We start from the raw sequence: 16986 nt of genomic DNA, 5'->3' as shown, positions 1-16986 counted from the left end.
AAACGCCGTAAATATTTGGAGACCTCTGATTGCAAATAAACGAACCCGGTAGGATTGCAAGTCCTACCGGGTTTTGACTGTATACGGGTGGTTATTGAGCGCTTACCTTTATAACTTAAGCCCCTCCACCCAGGTTTTCAGCTCCGCTTCACTCAGACTACCATTGAGCATCCGGCCATCCAAAATCTTGGCGCGGGGTGCGCTGGGGCGCAACCCAGCAGCTGACTTGCCCAGACCGCTGCCGCCGGAGGTAGCGAAAAGAATGATGGTCTTTCCGGTGAAGTCGTAGGCCTCCAGGAAAGTGTTAAGGATGGTGGGGGCCACATACCACCACACAGGGAAACCCAGGAAGATCACATCGTGTACTGCCACCGGAGCATTGACGTCAGCCAGGGCAGGTCGGGAATGGGCATCCATCATCTCAATGCTGGAGCGGGAGCCCTTGTCCATCCAGTTCAGGTCGGCGCTGGTGTAGGGAACAGCGGGTTTGATCTCGTAGAGTTCACCGTCCACGGCGTTTGCCAGGGCCTTAGCCGCCTTTGCAGTGGTGCCGGTGGCGGAAAAATAAGCGACCAATGCGTTCATACGAATAACCTCCTTACACATCTTCCGGCTTTATTGTAAATTCAATGCGAAAGAATGTAAAATACTCGTTTTCTATTTGTCGTTATTCTGCAAAGGCATTTTTATCTTGTGTGAGCGAGACAGAAGATGCTGCTCTGTACTTTGGTAATATTAGAGTTTCGGTGGGACTGAACGATAGATAGGACGGAGCAGGCCCGGATGGAGTCTATACTGTTTTCAGTATTGGGTGGAAAGTTCCGCCTCATCAATGCTGTAGAGATGGCAGAACTCCTTCAGGTCCCCGGAGGTGCGGATCAGCATGATGTCGGTAAATTTCCCGGTGTGGATATCCTGAAATCCCGCGACCCTTTCGCCAGTGCAGATGCTGGAGCGGATCACCGGCTTCTGATTTTCTTTGTCATAGGTACGCTTGTTCTGCTTTTTCTTGAAAAACATCCCGTGTACCTCCTCAGGGCTAAGTATCGGCCGAGCAGAGAAATGCCTCAATGGCGGCCACCGTCTGGGCCTGTTGCTCCTCCGCGGAGATCGTAGCGGCCGTATCTCCTTTCTGCGGGCCGTAGTTTCCGAACTGGGCGTGGTTGCCGCCCTCGATCTCCACAATGTTCTCTGTGTAATCGATGTGATCCTCCACACTTTGGTTGAGGGAGCCGTACACAGTCAGGGTTTTTTCATCCGGATAATCGCCATAAATGTAGGAGCCCAGCAGGATAAGTCCATCTACCTGGTCAGGATGGTCAGAAGCAAATTTGGATGCCATGGCGCCGCCCATGGAATGCCCAGCGATATACCAATGCTGGATCTCTGGAAACCGGGCAATCACTGTTTCTGCCGCATTGACATCAAAAATCGCCATATGCAAGGGCATATGCACCAAAATACAGATGACTCCGGTCTGGCGGATCTGATCCAACAGAGGCAGATAGGCTTCGGCTTCCACCTTGGCGCCGGGATAAAAAATGATGGCGGTATCGGTGGGATAAGTCGGGGACAAGATGGTCAGATTGTCCTGCTGAGAGATTCCACTGCTCTGGGTCGTTACTGCAAGAGCCACATCCTCTGCCCGGTAGTAATCCGACACATACCAGAAAAACACCCCCGCCAAAATAGCAAGGATCAAAAGGATGATCCCTCCGGCCAGTAGCAGCTTTTTCCGCCGGGATATTCGATTTGTTTTCATAGGTGGATTCCTCATTGCTCATCCTGGGACAGATAGGCCCGGATGGTATAGCGGCGCCGCCCGGCTGTGGATTTTCCATATTAGATAGCCTGTTGGGGACATTCGTTGATACAGCGCAAGCACTGGAAGCACTGCGCCGCCCATACGGGCTTGCTGTCTCGAAGGGAAATGGTGGATGCCGGACAATTCCTAGCGCACTGGCCGCACCCATTACAGCGATCCCCGGCGAAGAAAGGCTTTGCGCTTCGGGCAAATTTGTTGAACCCAAAGTTGGCGAGATGGGACTTCAATCCGGCCAAGCCGCCCTCATGGACACGGTATACCTGCTCTTGTCGTTGAATCTCCTGGGCCATTCGCTCCAGTTCCTTTCGGGCGGCGGTAATCTTTTGAATGATTTTGCTCTCGTCATCGGTATCGGAGCCGATAATGTAGTTGTTGGGCATCTGTAAGCTATAACTGCTGCTTAGAGGGTATAGCTTGGAAAACTGCTTCATGGTAAGGCCGGCATCCCCTCCGCAGGTGCAGACGCCAAAGGTGAACATCTGGGATTTAGGCAGCTTTTTTGCAAAGTCTGCCATGATCTCTGGCGCGCCCCAGGCATAGACCGGAAAGACAAAACCAATCTGTGTGGCATGCGTCGTATCCGGCAGTTTTTCAGATTGGCAATATCATAGGTCTCATCACCGGTGAGGCGTGCCAACTGCCGGGCTGCCCACGCCGAATTGCCTGTTCCAGAAAAATAGAAAATCATAGTGTATACGCCCTCTTCCTTGGCTGGCACGATATTTTAAGTACGACTCTATCATACCGTCAGTACCCTGACCTGTCAATGACAGACGGTCAGAGAGATATTGCAAGAAACCGGAAATACAGTTCCTGAGTATTATATAAGTTGCATGATTTCACAGTACTAGCCTCAGCAGGAACCAGCCGTCTATCAGATCAAACTGACAGACAGCCTCATTTTTTCGGCAAAAAGCAGAGATGGACTGGATACCCAGACCGTGTCCTTCTCTTTGGGAAACCGGAAAGCCGTTGCTGTCAAAAGAAACTTTACCGGAACAGGGATTGGAGATTTCCAGTAAGATGCTGGGGGTGCCTACCATCTTGCAGCGGATTTTTCGTTGATCCTGCGGTAACTCCAGATTGGCATGGATGGCGTTTTCCAGAGCGTTAGCCAGGACAATGGCCAGTTCACCTTCATCTAAAGGAAGCGTGTCTGGCAGAGAAATCTTGGCATCCACAGAGATATTCTGGTTTTTGGCCTGCTCAAAGTAGGAGGAGAATACTGCATCCAGCACTGGTGGGCGGCACCAGCGAATTTCCTTCTGCTCATCCAGCCGTTTTTTTGTGGCATTCAGAAAGTCCAGCGCGGTTTCCCCCTCGCCCCGGGATACCATTTCCATGACGACCTGAAGCCGGTGGCGCAGGTCGTGGCGTTCCGTGCGGATCGAATGCTCCGCAACTCGTACCGCCTCCATCCGCCCCCGCAGAGCAGACAACTGTAAAACAGACAGTTGTGCCTCATAGATGGCACGGTTTTCTTTTTGTACCCGCTCAAAAAAGAGATACATTAGATAGTAGGAGCAGCCGCACACCACCAGCAGACTGCAAATAAAGATTGATGAGACTATGGGGCCAATCGATTCGGAATGATTAACGACATACATCAGGGCAATAAATGAGACGATAGGAATGATGCATAAGGTTCCCCAGCTGTGATTCATTTGATGCAGCATATTCCGGTATGTAACGCTGAAGCGCCGTAAGACAAAGAACATGACAACGAAAGAAGCAATGCGCACAAAAAGAGAAAAAAATTCATTCCTCCATAAAAACAGTTCTGCCAGGTTGGCGATTGCCGTTCCAACACAGCCAATGAATAGGGCGGTTGCCATATTAAAGACAGCGCGGAAGTCCCGGTGACTGGAGCACCAGAGTGTGGACAAGACATAAGGAAGCGTTACAGTAAAAATACCCACACGCAAATAGGTGTCCCAGAAATTCAGAAAAAGCAGCCCAAACAAGTTGGCAGAGACAACAGTTACCGCTGTAACAATCCATCGGGCTCGCCATATAGCGACTGGCCTACGGAAATCAGTCATCAGCATCACATAACTGCCTAGAAATACCTGTGATACTCCAACAAACAGAGTGTGATAGAGATCCAGTTTCAACTCCTCCTCGTTCTGTCAGTTACAATTACGGTTTGCTGACCTCTGTCAGCCGGTGACTGTCTCAGCTCTTCTCAAGAAGAATCGCCACAGAGCAGGGCAGTACTAAGGGCAGTCATTGTCCAGCAGGGCCGTCTGGCTCTGTCCCTCTCAAAATTGTCCCATATGAAAAATAGAATACCCCATCTTTTCCTCAGTCTATCAAAATTTCCAACACAATACAAGCCAGAAGAACCTTGCAGGTCTTTCCGTTCTTTTTTACCTGATTCTGCACATGGTCTCGATCATTCAGTGCAGAAAGCGGCAGGAGAAACATAAAAAATGGCCTGCTTATATGGACTTCACTTGATACCTGCGGTGACGTTCCAGATCTGGTGGCTGGCAAAGAAGGAAAAGCGGGGGCAGGACGGAGGGGCTTGCGTATGAGACGGTCGGATTCACTGCTGCTCTGCCTGGGGCTGCTGGTGTCTCTGACCGCATGCGGAAGCACGCCAACCCCTGAAATTGTAGTCACACCGCCGGTGCAGGAGATCAAAAGCGAGGCCCAGCTTACCATGGAGGCCATCCTGGTCCAGTACATGGGACGGAGGAGAGCGCGGAAGACCAGACTCTCCTGGCAGAGAAGATGCAAATTTCGGAGGAGGGGATTCAGACGGTAGAGGATTATTTTTCCTGGGTGTGCCAGGTAGTGACCGATACAGTCAATCAGGAACTGTCGGGAACGGACTTCGGCGTGCAGCTTGCCTCTATCGACTGGAATTTAGCCAACCTGAAGATCCTCCAGGGGAGTACCTTTGCCAACGCCTCCTACCAGAAGGGATCGCTGATGCAGGTCCGCCCCTCTGGCGCTGACGGAATGGTGGGTATCACTGGAGATGAGATGGAGGCTCACAAGACTGTTACCCACGAGGCGGAACACCTTTTGCAGAATATGGCGGAGCCTATGCAAGAGGAGTTAGGGATCTCTCAGAATGATGGCTTTACTTATCAGTGGGATGACCTGGAAATCAATTTTCTCTACTGGACATGGCTTATCGAGGCCTCGGCCGAACGGCTTGCCGCCGTTTTCTATGGGCCTGAACCAAGCACTTATGGGAGCATGCTTGGTTATCTGGACAGCCTGACCATGCCCGCGCTGCTGCGAGGAAAACAGCTCATCGAAGTTCCACGTTTGAGCCAGCAGCCCTATCTGGAGACGGTGTTTGCCTTTTTTGATTGCCAGAGTAAGGAGGAGCAGTGGGAGCTTCTGAACCTGCTCTATGCCGTTGAGCTCATTCAGGTTACCCCGGACGACTTCTGGGAGGACTATGCCGCAGTTTATGGGCTGGACGTAGCCGCCAAGAGTGAAGATGATCTGGCAGTGCTGCGGAAATCCCTCAAGCCGTCGGTCTGCCTTACCCTAAGCCGGTATTTCTACCGGGACCTGTCCCGACTTTTGGCGGAAGAAGAGATGACTCTGCGGGAGCTCTTTTATCTCATGAGTATGTGGGAGTTTGACCTGAGCGGACACATTCTCTATGACGACGAAGGGCAGCTGGAGGATACGGAGCAATTCCTTTGCGCGTACACCGATTTGCAGGACCGTTTCTTTGTCGCCCTGGCTGTCTCTTCCGGCCTAACGGTTCAGGCGCTGCGGGAGGCGTTTACCGTCTATCTGTGCCGCTGCGAAGTGCCCCGCAAAAGCATACTCCAGGGAGATGAGGCATGGCCTGCCTTGGGCGCACCCCAGGAAAAGGCGCACTTGGCCGAAGCCATCCATGCCGCGGAGGAGCGCCTGAAGAAACGATAGAAAATGACGGTGAATAGGATGAGAAGAAGATAGTCAAGCCGCTCCTAACCGATAGGTGCTCCCCCGCATGGGAGCATAAGGCAGCACATCGGTCTTGACCACCCACAAAAGTATGATAAGATAAAGATAAAGCGCCTGCTGGGGCAGGATCAGCACTGAAACAGAATTTTAAGGCTTGGAAGGGGGAGTTCCCATGCGGTACCGGGCACTGGGGAATACGGGTCTGATGGTCAGTGAGATCGGCCTGGGGGCAGAGTGGCTGGAACGCCACAGTGCGGAGGAAGTCAGGACGGTGATCGACTGCTGCGAGACCCAGGGAATCAATATTCTGGACTGCTGGATGTCGGAGCCCAATGTGCGTTCCAACATCGGCGCAGCCATCGCCGGGAGGCGGGAACGCTGGATCATCCAGGGGCACTTCGGCTCTACCTGGCAGAACGGCCAGTATGTCCGTACCCGGGACATGGACAAGGTGAAGCCTGCCTTTGAGGATTTGCTGGACCGGCTGGGTACCGACTACATCGACCTGGGTATGATCCATTTCGTGGATGAGGAGGCCGAGTTCCACCGCATTATGGAGGGAGAATTTCTGGCTTACGTGAAGGAACAGAAGGCCAAGGGCGTCATCCGCCATATTGGCTTGAGCACCCACAACCCCAAGGTGGGCATGTTGGCTGCCCTGAGCGGGGAGATCGAGATGCTCCTGTTCAGCATCAACCCCGCCTTTGACTTGCTCCCTGCCAGCGAGGACATGAACGATTATTTTTCAGCGGAGCATTACTCGGAGGGATTGAGCGGCATTGATCCGGATCGTGCCCAACTCTACAAGCTTTGCGAACAAAGGTGCATAGGGATCACCGTAATGAAGGGGTATGCCGGTGGGAGACTGTTTTCCGCGGGTACCTCCCCCTTCGGTGTGGCGCTGACCCCGGTGCAATGTATCCACTACGCCCTGACCCGACCAGCAGTGGCCAGCATCCTGGCGGGTTATGATACCCCGGAGCATGTGCTGGCGGCAGTGGCCTATGAGACGGCCTCCGAGGAGGAGCGGGACTACGCCAGCACCCTGGCTGGTGCGCCCCGCCATGCCTATTCCGGCCAGTGCACCTATTGCGGACACTGTGCGCCCTGTCCTAAAGGTATCGACATTGCCATGGTCAACAAGCTCTACGACCTGGCAGAGATGCAGCCTCAGATCCCGGAGTCTATCCGGGCCCACTACCAGGCCCTCAGTGCCAGGGCCGAGGACTGCATTGCCTGTGGGAACTGCGAGAAACGGTGTCCCTTCGGCGTTCCAGTGACATTGCGAATGGAGAAAATCAAGGAACTTCACCTGCTTTGAGCCGTAGAACAAGAAGGCCGGGTGAGTTTTCCGGAGTATAGCTCTCTCATGCTCTATTGTACATCTCTATGACTAAAAACGCTTCCTAACCAGAGACGATAGTATCTACAGATCCTGGTTTGGAAGCGTTTTTTGTGTTTTTGGGGTGTCGGGCGTATTGACCTTACTGGAAAAGGCCGGAAACTCCATATGCGACAGAAAGCCGCCGCACCGAGCTGATACATCAATATTTTTCGGTTGCCAATGCTCCTCTCAGTTTCCAATGCAGGTGTAGTTATCTGATTTCTCTTCATAATATGTATTTTATTTAAAGATCAAATCACTATCAATGGATGTGCTGGGTGTTATGAAAACGGCATGATTTCACAGCACCAATCTCAACCGGAACCAGCCGTCTGTTTGGTCAAACTGGCAAACTGCTCCGTTTTTCCGGCAAAAAGCAGAGATGGACTGCACACCAAGGCCATGTCCTTCCTTTTTGGCCATTGGCAGCCCGCTGTCGTCAAAGGAGATATTGCCGGCACAAGGGTTGGAGATTTCCAATATGATACTGGGGGTACCTGCTATCTTGCAGCGAATCTGCCGCTGATCCTGGGGCAGATCCAGATTGGCATGGATGGCATTTTCCAGAGCGTTGGCAAGGACAATAGCCAATTCGCCCTCATTTACTGAGAGAGTGTCGGAAAGGGAAATCTTTGCATCCACGGAGATGCCCTGATTTTGGGCCTGGTCAAAGTAGGAGGAAAACACCGCGTCCAGTACCGGTGGACGGCACCAGCGGAGTTCCTTTTGCTCAACCAGCCGCTTTTGCGCCGCATCCAGAAAGTCCAGGGCGGCATCTTTGTCGCCTCGCGACACCAGCTCCGCCACAGCCTGGAGCCGGTGACGCAGGTCATGGCGTTCTGTGCGGATGGCATCCTCCGCCGCTTTCACCGCTTCCATGCGGCTCTGGAGAGCCGACAACTGCAATGCGGACATTTGGGCGTTGTGACGGGCCTCCATCTCATTTTTGATGCTGGTAAATAAGAACATCAAAATGAAATAAACCCCCAACATCAGCAAGCCAATCGCTGGTTTGATGATGGTACTTCTGGGATCGAAGCCTGCATATCCAGGAATCAGGTAGACGGCGATGATATAGTAGGTTGCCATTACCAGGCATATCAGCCACCAGCCCCGGTTCAGCTCCAACAGTATCTGGAAAAACAGCGGCCGCAAAAAACGGACCAGAAACCAGATGACCCAGGTGCTGAGAACCGCGCAGGATAGCACCAGCACCCAAAAGCGGCTGCCAGACAGGTAGTAGATCAGCCCTGATATGTGGTGAATCAGCGTACAGAACAGAACGACGGAGAGCTGCTGGAAGATCAACCGCCATCCCCGGAATCGGCTGAGCGTGAAAAGGAGCAGTATCAGCGGGATGTGGATGGTTATGGCATAGATCCAAAAGGCGGCGTCCATATCGGCTGCCCGGTACAGAGCGACCACTGCCGCCATTAGCAGGATCGTGACGCAGGAAACGATGAAAAGGGTGCGCCGCCGGGAATACCGACTGTCCATAAACAGAAACGCCATAATCATATATAACACCGTCAAATACTCCATGATAAACAGCTCTACCATATGTTCCGTTCCTCCAGCCGGTAATTCCTCCAGGCCTTCTCAAATCCGTTGCCGCTATTCGGAGCAGCAGTACACAGATTTTGTGCAAATCAATTTAAATATTGTGTAACCATTGTTTCATTTCTCTGTTTTGTATAATGAACATAGCATGGAAGCCAAAAACCGTCAAGAGAGATTAACCAAAGAAAGCCAGGCGATGCGATAGGAGCACAAAGCATATTGTAACTGCCGTACCCGCTGTCGCCACCAAAACCGGGCGGAAGCGAGAGGCCCATCCAAAATTCTGTGTAAACTCCATTTGTGGTGCAAATAGGGCAAAATGGATTTGCGGCGGTAGCAGACTTGTCCGGCTGCCGCCGTTTCAACAACATAGTGCCAACGGGGCTGGATATCAAGGGCGGCGGAGCCGTTCATCTTGCCCTTGCCATCAGACCCCAGCGGTGTTAGTCAGGCAATATGCTCGGCATAGTAAGTAGATGGCCATCTGAGCATGGATCAGGCTCCAGTCCTGCCGCTGCCCGGTCTACTTTTTCGCAATATCCATCATGGCCAGATGGGGAGATTTTGGGGTATTTCTTGTCCCAGTGATCTCCAAAGGTGCCCAGAGCATCCAGGGCTGCCTGCTCATCTACGGCGGAATAGACGGCCTTCAGATCGGCCATAAGGGCTTTTGGGTCCTTGTAGAACACATACTTGCTGGAATTACGCAGCTGGTGGATGATACAGTTCTGGATCTCGGTCTGAGGAAAAGTCGCATGGATCGCTCCGTCAAATGAGCACAGTTGCCCAGAATTTGGTGCTCTCATTTTCGCCAACCCACATGCCCAGGACATCTTTCCGGCCATCCATATTGACACCAATTAGGAATACTCAGTCCACCGGTTTTTTCGAATGCTGGAGGAGGTGCGGAAATATCTGATATTTCAGATATTTGCTCAAATCCTTATCTCAGTTTTTCAGATTATCTGTTGCTGGGTTGTCGATCAGTTTCCCGTCTTCGGTGAAGCGAGAGCCGTGACATGGGCAATCCCAAGTGTGTTCTATAGAATTCCTTTTTAGCGCACAGCCCAGGTGGGGACAGCGTCTGGTGGTGGGTGTCAGCAGGTTGACCACAGCCTCAAACCCGTTGACAGCCAATTGGGGGTGAAGGATGGAACGGGAGGGGGAGAATACCTCCTCATACGGGTTTGTCTTTCCTTGAACAAGATCACTAAGGATCATAGCGGACACCATAGAGGTAGTCATGCCCCACTTGTTGAAACCGGTGGCCACATACAAATCTGTAGTGGAGGCGGAATAAGGCCCGATATAGGGGATGCCATCCAGTCTCATACAGTCCTGAGTGGCCCAATGGTATTGCTCCTCCGCTTGGGGGAAGTGCCGCCGGGCAAAATCCCGCAGTTCCTGCCAGCTGCCCCCCTTTTTACCGGTGCGGTGTCCTCCACCTCCGACGAACAGCAGATTTTTGTAGTTCCGGAAGGACATCCCAGCCTGTGCCTCGTCCAAATACATGCCGTCCACATCCGGCGCATGTTGGAGGGCTATGACATAGGAGCGGTGCTGATACAGCTTGAGAAAGTAACTGCCGTGCTTGTTGAGAAAGGGGAAGTGAGTTGTCACGATGATCTTCTTGGCACAAATCTGGCCGTGGTCTGTTACAGCTGTGGTGCCTATCAGCTCACGCACCCGGGTGTGCTCATAGATGTGCAGGCCCTTTGCGATGCCGGAGACGAATTTCAGCGGATGGAACTGTGCCTGATTTGGGAATCTGACTGCACCGGCAACGGGAAAGGGAAGAGGGAGCTTATCCGCAAATTCAGCCGGAAAGTCCAATTTATCCAGCGCATTCAGTTCCCGCTCAATCTTACACCGGTCATCCAGGGAATAGGTATAGGCCGCCTTTTCCTCAAAGCCGCAGTCAATATTCCGGCACAATTCCCGGTACGTTTGAATCGCTGCCTCATTGGCGGCGAGATATTGCTTTGCTTGCTCGACTCCAAACTTGGAAATCAACTTGTCATAGATCAGCCCATGCTGGCTGGTAATCTTGGCGGTGGTGTTTTTCGTGATAGCGTCTGTGGCGGGAAGAACCGGTCCAAACGGTTGAAATTTGTCTGTCCAAAGACTTCTTCCATCGCCACCTCTGTCCATGGTCGCTCTCTGCGCTGTACTTGCGAGAATCCTTGTACCGTTTCCAAATACGGGCGCTGTGTTTACATCTATCCGGACGCTGATTTACGCCTCTATCCTGGCATCCTGCGCGGTTCTCCAGATTGGGCTGAGTTATATGCCAGACGCACTGCCGTTGAACGCTCTATTGGTTCTTTCAAATACGTCCTTGGCGTTGAACAAAGAAAAACTTCTGATTCTCTAACCACAAAAGCCGACATCTTCCTCGCCGGTATCGTCCAACTCCTCTGTGTCGTTTTAGCTGATGCCCTTTGCCAGCGCCGCTTATTCCGCCGCATTCGTGCCCTTACCGCCTGATCTGTCACCTCTTTATTATTCCGAGATCCCTCCCTCACGTCTCTTCCCATGAGGACGTGATCCCCATTCGCTTTTTTCTGAATCTCCTCTTTCCTTGACCGCTTTCTTCCTGTCACACCTATTTGGATCGACTTTCGCAATTACCTCATACATGATATGTAAACAGAGGAGAGTTGTTTTTTGTTTCTGCTGGTGGTTTTGGATCTGAAGGGAATGGGCGTTGACTGCCAGTGTTGATGCTGCTCAATATAGCAGGCTCAAAAGAAACTCCGTCTTCTGAAGTTTGCCGCCGGCTTGTACCTGCTGAAACTGGTGGCCGGTTTTTGCTGCCTGTGGACAAACACGTGGTCAAGGCACACAGAAGATGAGCCTGCAGTCAAAATTTACAACAAAATATCGCTGTTTGTGGGATATTTGTACACTTCCAAGGAGAATTGGTGGGTAAAGTTGCGGCAGCTATTGGTTGGACTGAAAGACACAAAGAATAACCCGTTTTGAATCCAATACAGATTCAAAGCGGGTTATTTCTATCCCAAACTGCTTCGGCCGCATTGCTATGACAATGGAAAAGGAAGAGAAGAAAACCGTTTTTAGGACTGGGTGGGGAGACTGAAACTCCCGGCATCTTGCTCTCAGAGCAAGCGCGATACCAACTGCACTACACACAAGTGGAGGGCACAGTCACCAGTGCGGCCACGGTGTAGTCCACATCCCGATACTTCACCGCCTGCTGCGCGATTTCCTGGATGGCCAACTCCTCCCGGAGATGTTCTTCGATATACTGGATCGCCTGATGAATGCTTGTTACCCAATCCATTGGTCACACTGTCCTTCTGGATTCAGCATATCGGAAAGCAACGGACTCTGCCCGATTTTCTATGCTCATGTTTGTCCGGTGGTACTGCTCTTCCTGTTCAGTGGTGTACGCTCCCGAAACATGTCCTATGCTTTTTTCCGTGTCAGGAAAACGCCCACCAGGGCCGCCACCAGGGCAAAGGGGGCCAGACGGACAAAGCCCCACTCAAGGGCGTGAAAAGCGGTGCCCATCACGGCAGTTTCTGGGTCGCCGAAATCCCAACCCAGGTAAGGGCTGCGGACAACTGCCAAGGCCGCCAAGACAGCCACGATGAGTGCGCAGAATGCGATCAGTGACCAGTGGAGGGCTGTTTTTCGAAAAGCCTTTCTCCGGGCAAACTGTAAATTGATGATCTCCAGTTTTTCCGAAAGGGCCTTGACCTGGTCCGCTTCCACCTCCGTTACCGTTTCGCCCAGCAGGGTGCTGACTGGGGTCTCCAGAGCTTCCGACAGGGCGATGAGCAGATCGGAGTCCGGGACGGACAGACCCTGCTCCCATTTTGAGATGGTCTGCCGCACCACATTCAGCTTGTCGGCAAGGTCCTGCTGGGAAAGGCCCTTGGATTTCCGAAGTGCTTTGATATTTTCATTGAGCATAGGGGTCACTCCTTTCGCTCCCCATTGTAGGGAAAGCAGCCCGTTGCCGCAAGCAACGCAAAGTAACAAACCTTATTTTTGTAGTTCTCTCCGCAAATCGTCCAGATACAGTTTCTGCTGCCGCTTCAGATAGCCGGGGACAAAGGGGCGCATCCACCAGTGCTTGGCGTTGACGGTTTCGGTGCAATGGATTCGTGTGCCGCCCTCCGCCGTCTCAAAGATCCCCTCCCAGGAGCCTGACATGTTGCCGTTCTCCATGATAAAGGCCCAGCGTCGAAGAGGCTCACAGGCTGTGACGGTGAAGTTCGTGGCATAGCCGCTTTTAGTGTACTCCACGAAGTGGGTTTTGTTCAAAATTTCCACCCGGGCCAAATCGCTACGCCAGGCGGTGTGGGAAAGATTGGTTGCGGTCTGCCACACCTGCTCCACCGGGCATGGGAAATGAACGGTCATCCTGGAAGTCGCCATAGCATCACTCCTTCTTTTGCTTCTTGCTCAGTTTCAGGCTGATACTCCGGCGGTCCGCCGCCTCCTGGAGGAGTTCCACAGCGGCCAGGGCCCGCTCCTTGATTGGTTGGCCATCCAACTCCGGCCTGTCGTCCAGAGCAGCCATCACGGGCTGCAAATCCTCCAGTGGAAGCAGGTAGACAGCAGTATTGAAAAGCGTCTTGCGGCGGCCATCGCTATAATGAGCCAGAAGTTTGTCCAGGATGGCCCGTTTTTCCTCCAACTGGGCAAGGTAAGTTTCCAGCCCAATCTCTCTGGCCTGGGCAATGTCCTGCTGCCGATTCCGATGGGGCACAAAGGAGTCTCCGTCGTCAAAACCGTCATAGCGGGAACAGGGATACTTCGGGCACTCCCAGCAAAACAGAACGCCGCCATGCTCCAGGGAGCACTTGGCGATGGCGCAGCTCTGATTGCCCGCCCCGCCGCCGCAGCCGGGACAGTAGCCGCCCAGATGCATGGAACACAGGGCGCAGTTGAGTCCGCAGAGGGAGAAGCGGTTTTCTTCTCTGGTGAAGCCTTTCATGGCATCCTCCTTACCGGCTGCCGGATGACGGTTTTCAGTTTTTCCGGCTTGCACCGCCGCACATCACTCAAATAGGTCTCGTGGTGGAACCGCCCTTCTCTGAAATCTGCCTCATAGCCCTGATTCTTGGCGTACTCCTCCATGGCCGCTACGGTGGCAGGTTCGTCGTCATAGGGGCCGATGTGCATACACTGGACGCACAAGCCCTCCTCCCAGGAGAAGAACTCTACCTTAGAGAAATCCCGCTGTTTTTTCTCCGTGACCTCCCGGATAGCCCAATCAAAGGCCTCTTCCGTCACAAACTCCGGCAGGCGAATGAGGGAGATCCATCGGAAATCCGCCTTGCGGGAATAGTCCACACCGTGGACGCCCTCCTGCCACCACAGACCCTCCAGCGGCGGTACCACATAGTCGAAGTAGCCCTCCAGCTTGTGATCGCCCATCTTGCTCATTTTAATGGTGTAGGCCACTGCGTAGAGCAGTTCCAGAGCCTGCTTGTAAGCGCCACCCTCCTGGTTGGGATCGCCCTGGCCCCGCACCGCCAGAAAGTTCATAGCGGGTACGGTGACGATGCCCGGCGTTTTGGGTGGTAGGTAGAATTCCTTGTATTCCTTTTTATAGTCAAAGGCCATGGTCATTTCCTCCGTTTTTTCGGCTGAGCCTGAAGGGCCAGACAGGTAAGGCGGGTGAGGGCGGTCATGGTGTCCCGGTCATCCACATCCTCCACCCAGATGTAGTCCCTGGCACCCTCGTATGGCGGAGCTTTAGGCAGATGGGGAAAGGCCTCCTCTCCAGCCGGAGTGACCTTGACAAAGAACTGGTCACCACAGATGACGGCAAAAAACACGCCGTCGCAGTAGAGACCGTACTCGCCGAACATCTTTCGGCTGCGGATGGTCCCGGCCTCCCGCAGCTGCTCGGCTACATAGTCCACAAAGTCCTGATGAGAGGCCATGTCAATCCCTCCTGTAACGGTCTGACAGTGTTTCAGTCAGTTTCCGCAGCTGTTCCCGCAACTCCTCCGGCCCCAGCAGCTCCGCCTTGTCCCCGAAGGTGAGCACCCAGCTGAGCACGCTGTCGGAGTCGGGAAAGCCGCCGGTAAAGCGCAGCCGTCCGTCTGGCTCCACGGTGAACCGGTCCGCCCCGTACTCCTCCACCAGCCGCCAGCGGCAGGACGGGTCAAAGAGAACGGTGACCTGATACTTGGCAGGGAAGATGCGCTCTGGCTCCAAGTCGGGCAGGGGCGCGGACCTGGGCTCAAAGGGTTCTCCGGCGGTGAGGTCCGTCATGCGATTCAATTTGAACATGCGAAAATCCTCACGCATCCGGCACCAACCCCATACATACCAGGTGGACCAGTGGAACACCAGGTAGAAGGGCTCCACAATGCGCACCGATTCCCCTTTGGGAGAGAAGTAGGCGAAACGGATGGTGCGGTGCTGCTCGATGGCACCTTGGATCAGTTCAATTTTGGGCGGCAGGCTGGTTTTATACCAAGAGGAAAGGTCGATGAGCATATGAGCGCCGCCGGGTACCAGTCCGCCTGTCCCGGCGGACAGTTTCTCCATCAACTGGGCATAGCGCCGGGTGCCGCTGACGCTGTCCAGGCTCCTGAGGCCTGCCAGGATGGCCTGCATCTCCGGGGCGGTGAGCACCGTCCGATCTACCCGGTAGCCCTCCATGATGGAGATGCCGCCGCCTGCGCCCTGAGCGGTGGAGATGGGGATGCCCGCCCGGCACAGGGACTCGATGTCCCGCTGGATGGTCCGTCGGGACACCTCGAACTGTTCTGCCAGTTCCGGGGCGGTGACCTTCTCCCGCTGGAGCAGGATGGATAAGATGCCGATGAGCCGCTCCATCTTCATGGGGTATACCGCCTTTCGCATTTCTGTCTGCATTATAGCATAGGAACACGACAACTGTCTGTCATGTTTATCTTAGAGAAAAACTTTTGCCGGTGGGATATGGGATTGTCTTGCCGTGGAGGGCATGGTATCATGGAGGCAGATTTTCCGGGAGGTAGCGGACATGGAAGATCAGTTTCTCAATCTAACAGAAGAAAATCTGGACCGGGAGCATCTGTGCTGCATCATCCGCAGCAAGAAGCCTCACCCCGGTGTGGAGACCAAGCGTGTCTGGCTCCGGGAGCGGCTCCGGGAGGGACATGTGTTCCGCAAGTTGGACGCCAAGGGCGTGGTGTTCATCGAGTATGCTCCGCTGGAGACTGCCTGGGTGCCGGTGGATGGGGATAACTACCTCTATATCTACTGCCTGTGGGTCACCGGGGAGTTCAAGGGCAAGGGCTACGGCAGGCAGCTGATGGAGTACTGCCTGGCTGACGCCAGAGCCAAGGGAAAGTCCGGCGTGTGTATGCTGGGAGCGGAAAAGCAAAAAGCCTGGCTCTCAGACCAGGCCTTCGCAGAAAAGTATGGATTTGAAACGGTAGATATCACCTCGGACGGCTATCGGCTGCTGGCCCTCTCCTTTGACGGAACGAAGCCCTGCTTTGCAGAGAACGCCAAGCGGCAGGCGATTGAACCTGAGGAGTTGACCATCTATTACAGTTCCCAGTGTCCCTACATTCATCAGAGTGTGGAGTTAGTGCGCAAAACCTGTGAAGAACTGGAGACACCCTATACCCTCGTTTCGGTGGACACTCTGGAGAAGGCCAAGTCCTTGCCCTGCGTGTTCAACAACTGGGCGGTATTCTATCGGGGAAAGTTCGTGACGGTAAATCTGCTGGACGCCGCCGCACTGAAGCGGCTTCTGAAAAAATAAGGTGTGCCTATGGAAATCAGAAAAGTGGAGACGGACAAAAAGAGATATCTCGACTTACTGCTGCTGGCTGACGAGCAAGAGGACATGGTGGATCGCTATTTAGAGCGTGGGACCATGTATGTGCTGGAGGACGATGGCGTCAAGGCCGAATGTGTGGTGACGGATGAGGGAGACGGCATTCTGGAGCTGAAGAACATTGCCGTGGAGCCTGATTTCCAGGGCAAGGGCTATGGGAAAGCCCTGGTGGACTTTCTCATCCGGACATACGCGGGCCGGTATGTAACGATACAAGTGGGCACCGGAGATAGTCCCTCCACGATCCCGTTTTATGAGGCCTGCGGCTTTCGCAAGCACCATCTGGTCAAGAACTTTTTCACCGACCACTACGACCACCCCATCTACGAGGGTGAGGTGCAGCTGGTGGACATGGTGTACCTGCAAAGAGAACTATGAGGAAGCGGAGCGCCCGTGTGAGCGCTCCGCTTTGCATTAAGTATCCCTGAAATAGACAGAGAGGGCCAGTGTGTTCCACTTTTTGGGTGTTATGAT

At 53.5% G+C, this 16986-nt stretch carries 19 protein-coding genes, 1 tRNA gene and 1 pseudogene; 5 read left to right on the top strand and 16 right to left on the bottom strand.

Annotated elements, in window-relative coordinates; translation table 11 throughout:
• Window positions 1-108: 108 nt before the first annotated feature.
• The 5 genes from H6B51_RS08555 to H6B51_RS08535 form a co-directional block, all read right to left on the bottom strand.
• Window positions 109-585, bottom strand: coding sequence for a flavodoxin (locus tag H6B51_RS08555; protein ID WP_204883280.1), 477 nt, complete (start codon window positions 583-585; stop codon window positions 109-111).
• Between the two features lie 216 nt (window positions 586-801).
• Window positions 802-1020 carry an aspartate dehydrogenase gene (locus H6B51_RS08550; protein ID WP_204883279.1) on the bottom strand — a complete coding sequence of 73 codons (219 nt, stop codon included), beginning with the start codon at window positions 1018-1020 and terminating at the stop codon, window positions 802-804.
• Window positions 1021-1039: 19 nt separating this feature from the next.
• Window positions 1040-1762, bottom strand: coding sequence for an alpha/beta fold hydrolase (locus H6B51_RS08545; RefSeq protein WP_204883278.1), 723 nt, complete (start codon window positions 1760-1762; stop codon window positions 1040-1042).
• Window positions 1763-1842: 80 nt separating this feature from the next.
• Window positions 1843-2412, bottom strand: coding sequence for an EFR1 family ferrodoxin (locus tag H6B51_RS08540; RefSeq protein ID WP_204883282.1), 570 nt, complete (start codon window positions 2410-2412; stop codon window positions 1843-1845).
• A 252-nt stretch (window positions 2413-2664) separates the two neighbouring features.
• Window positions 2665-3939: a sensor histidine kinase gene (locus tag H6B51_RS08535; protein WP_204883277.1), complete on the bottom strand. Its 1275-nt coding sequence runs from the start codon at window positions 3937-3939 to the stop codon at window positions 2665-2667.
• 419 nt (window positions 3940-4358) lie between these two features.
• On the opposite strand from H6B51_RS08535, the gene H6B51_RS08530 reads away from it, so the two are divergent.
• The 3 genes from H6B51_RS08530 to H6B51_RS08520 all read left to right on the top strand — a co-directional run bounded on the left by H6B51_RS08530 (window position 4359) and on the right by H6B51_RS08520 (window position 7067).
• A complete protein-coding gene (locus H6B51_RS08530; RefSeq protein WP_204883276.1) occupies window positions 4359-4595 on the top strand; it encodes a hypothetical protein in 237 nt (78 codons plus the stop codon).
• Window positions 4562-5725, top strand: a complete 1164-nt coding sequence (locus H6B51_RS08525; protein ID WP_204883275.1) for a hypothetical protein — start codon at window positions 4562-4564, stop codon at window positions 5723-5725. Before H6B51_RS08530 ends, H6B51_RS08525 begins: the two co-directional genes overlap by 34 nt.
• A 193-nt stretch (window positions 5726-5918) precedes the next feature.
• Entirely contained in the window at window positions 5919-7067 is a 1149-nt protein-coding gene (locus H6B51_RS08520) for an aldo/keto reductase (RefSeq protein WP_204883274.1), read from the top strand.
• 363 nt (window positions 7068-7430) lie between these two features.
• On the opposite strand, the gene H6B51_RS08515 is transcribed toward H6B51_RS08520, so the two are convergent.
• The 11 genes and pseudogenes from H6B51_RS08515 to H6B51_RS08465 form a co-directional block, all read right to left on the bottom strand.
• Window positions 7431-8690: a sensor histidine kinase gene (locus tag H6B51_RS08515; protein WP_204883273.1), complete on the bottom strand. Its 1260-nt coding sequence runs from the start codon at window positions 8688-8690 to the stop codon at window positions 7431-7433.
• A gap of 569 nt (window positions 8691-9259) precedes the next feature.
• Window positions 9260-9554: pseudogene (locus tag H6B51_RS08510) on the bottom strand (transposase); the annotation flags it as partial.
• 84 nt (window positions 9555-9638) lie between these two features.
• A complete protein-coding gene (locus H6B51_RS08505; RefSeq protein ID WP_204883272.1) occupies window positions 9639-10841 on the bottom strand; it encodes an FAD-dependent oxidoreductase in 1203 nt (400 codons plus the stop codon).
• Between the two features lie 931 nt (window positions 10842-11772).
• Window positions 11773-11845, bottom strand: a tRNA-Ser gene (locus H6B51_RS08500).
• Window positions 11836-11994, bottom strand: coding sequence for a hypothetical protein (locus H6B51_RS17690; RefSeq protein WP_243421203.1), 159 nt, complete (start codon window positions 11992-11994; stop codon window positions 11836-11838). Before H6B51_RS17690 ends, H6B51_RS08500 begins: the two co-directional genes overlap by 10 nt.
• A gap of 125 nt (window positions 11995-12119) precedes the next feature.
• A complete protein-coding gene (locus tag H6B51_RS08490) occupies window positions 12120-12629 on the bottom strand; it encodes a helix-turn-helix domain-containing protein (protein WP_204883271.1) in 510 nt (169 codons plus the stop codon).
• 72 nt (window positions 12630-12701) lie between these two features.
• A complete protein-coding gene (locus H6B51_RS08485; RefSeq protein ID WP_204883270.1) occupies window positions 12702-13097 on the bottom strand; it encodes an SRPBCC family protein in 396 nt (131 codons plus the stop codon).
• 4 nt (window positions 13098-13101) lie between these two features.
• Window positions 13102-13659, bottom strand: coding sequence for a DUF3795 domain-containing protein (locus tag H6B51_RS08480; protein WP_204883269.1), 558 nt, complete (start codon window positions 13657-13659; stop codon window positions 13102-13104).
• Window positions 13656-14291: a GyrI-like domain-containing protein gene (locus tag H6B51_RS08475; protein ID WP_204883268.1), complete on the bottom strand. Its 636-nt coding sequence runs from the start codon at window positions 14289-14291 to the stop codon at window positions 13656-13658. Before H6B51_RS08475 ends, H6B51_RS08480 begins: the two co-directional genes overlap by 4 nt.
• Before the next feature lie 2 nt (window positions 14292-14293).
• The gene (locus H6B51_RS08470) at window positions 14294-14614 is read right to left on the bottom strand and encodes a TfoX/Sxy family protein (RefSeq protein WP_204883267.1); all 321 of its coding nucleotides are present in this window, start codon (window positions 14612-14614) and stop codon (window positions 14294-14296) included.
• A gap of 1 nt (window position 14615) precedes the next feature.
• Window positions 14616-15524 carry a helix-turn-helix transcriptional regulator gene (locus H6B51_RS08465; protein WP_204883266.1) on the bottom strand — a complete coding sequence of 303 codons (909 nt, stop codon included), beginning with the start codon at window positions 15522-15524 and terminating at the stop codon, window positions 14616-14618.
• A gap of 163 nt (window positions 15525-15687) precedes the next feature.
• On the opposite strand from H6B51_RS08465, the gene H6B51_RS08460 reads away from it, so the two are divergent.
• Window positions 15688-16437: a GNAT family N-acetyltransferase gene (locus tag H6B51_RS08460; protein ID WP_204883265.1), complete on the top strand. Its 750-nt coding sequence runs from the start codon at window positions 15688-15690 to the stop codon at window positions 16435-16437.
• Between the two features lie 9 nt (window positions 16438-16446).
• Window positions 16447-16890, top strand: a complete 444-nt coding sequence (locus tag H6B51_RS08455) for a GNAT family N-acetyltransferase (protein WP_204883264.1) — start codon at window positions 16447-16449, stop codon at window positions 16888-16890.
• Window positions 16891-16986 lie beyond the last annotated feature (96 nt).

The organism is Pseudoflavonifractor phocaeensis (genome assembly GCF_016901955.1).
GTDB lineage: Bacteria > Bacillota > Clostridia > Oscillospirales > Oscillospiraceae > Flavonifractor > Flavonifractor phocaeensis_A.
This window is presented reverse-complemented; position numbering and strand designations above follow the sequence as displayed.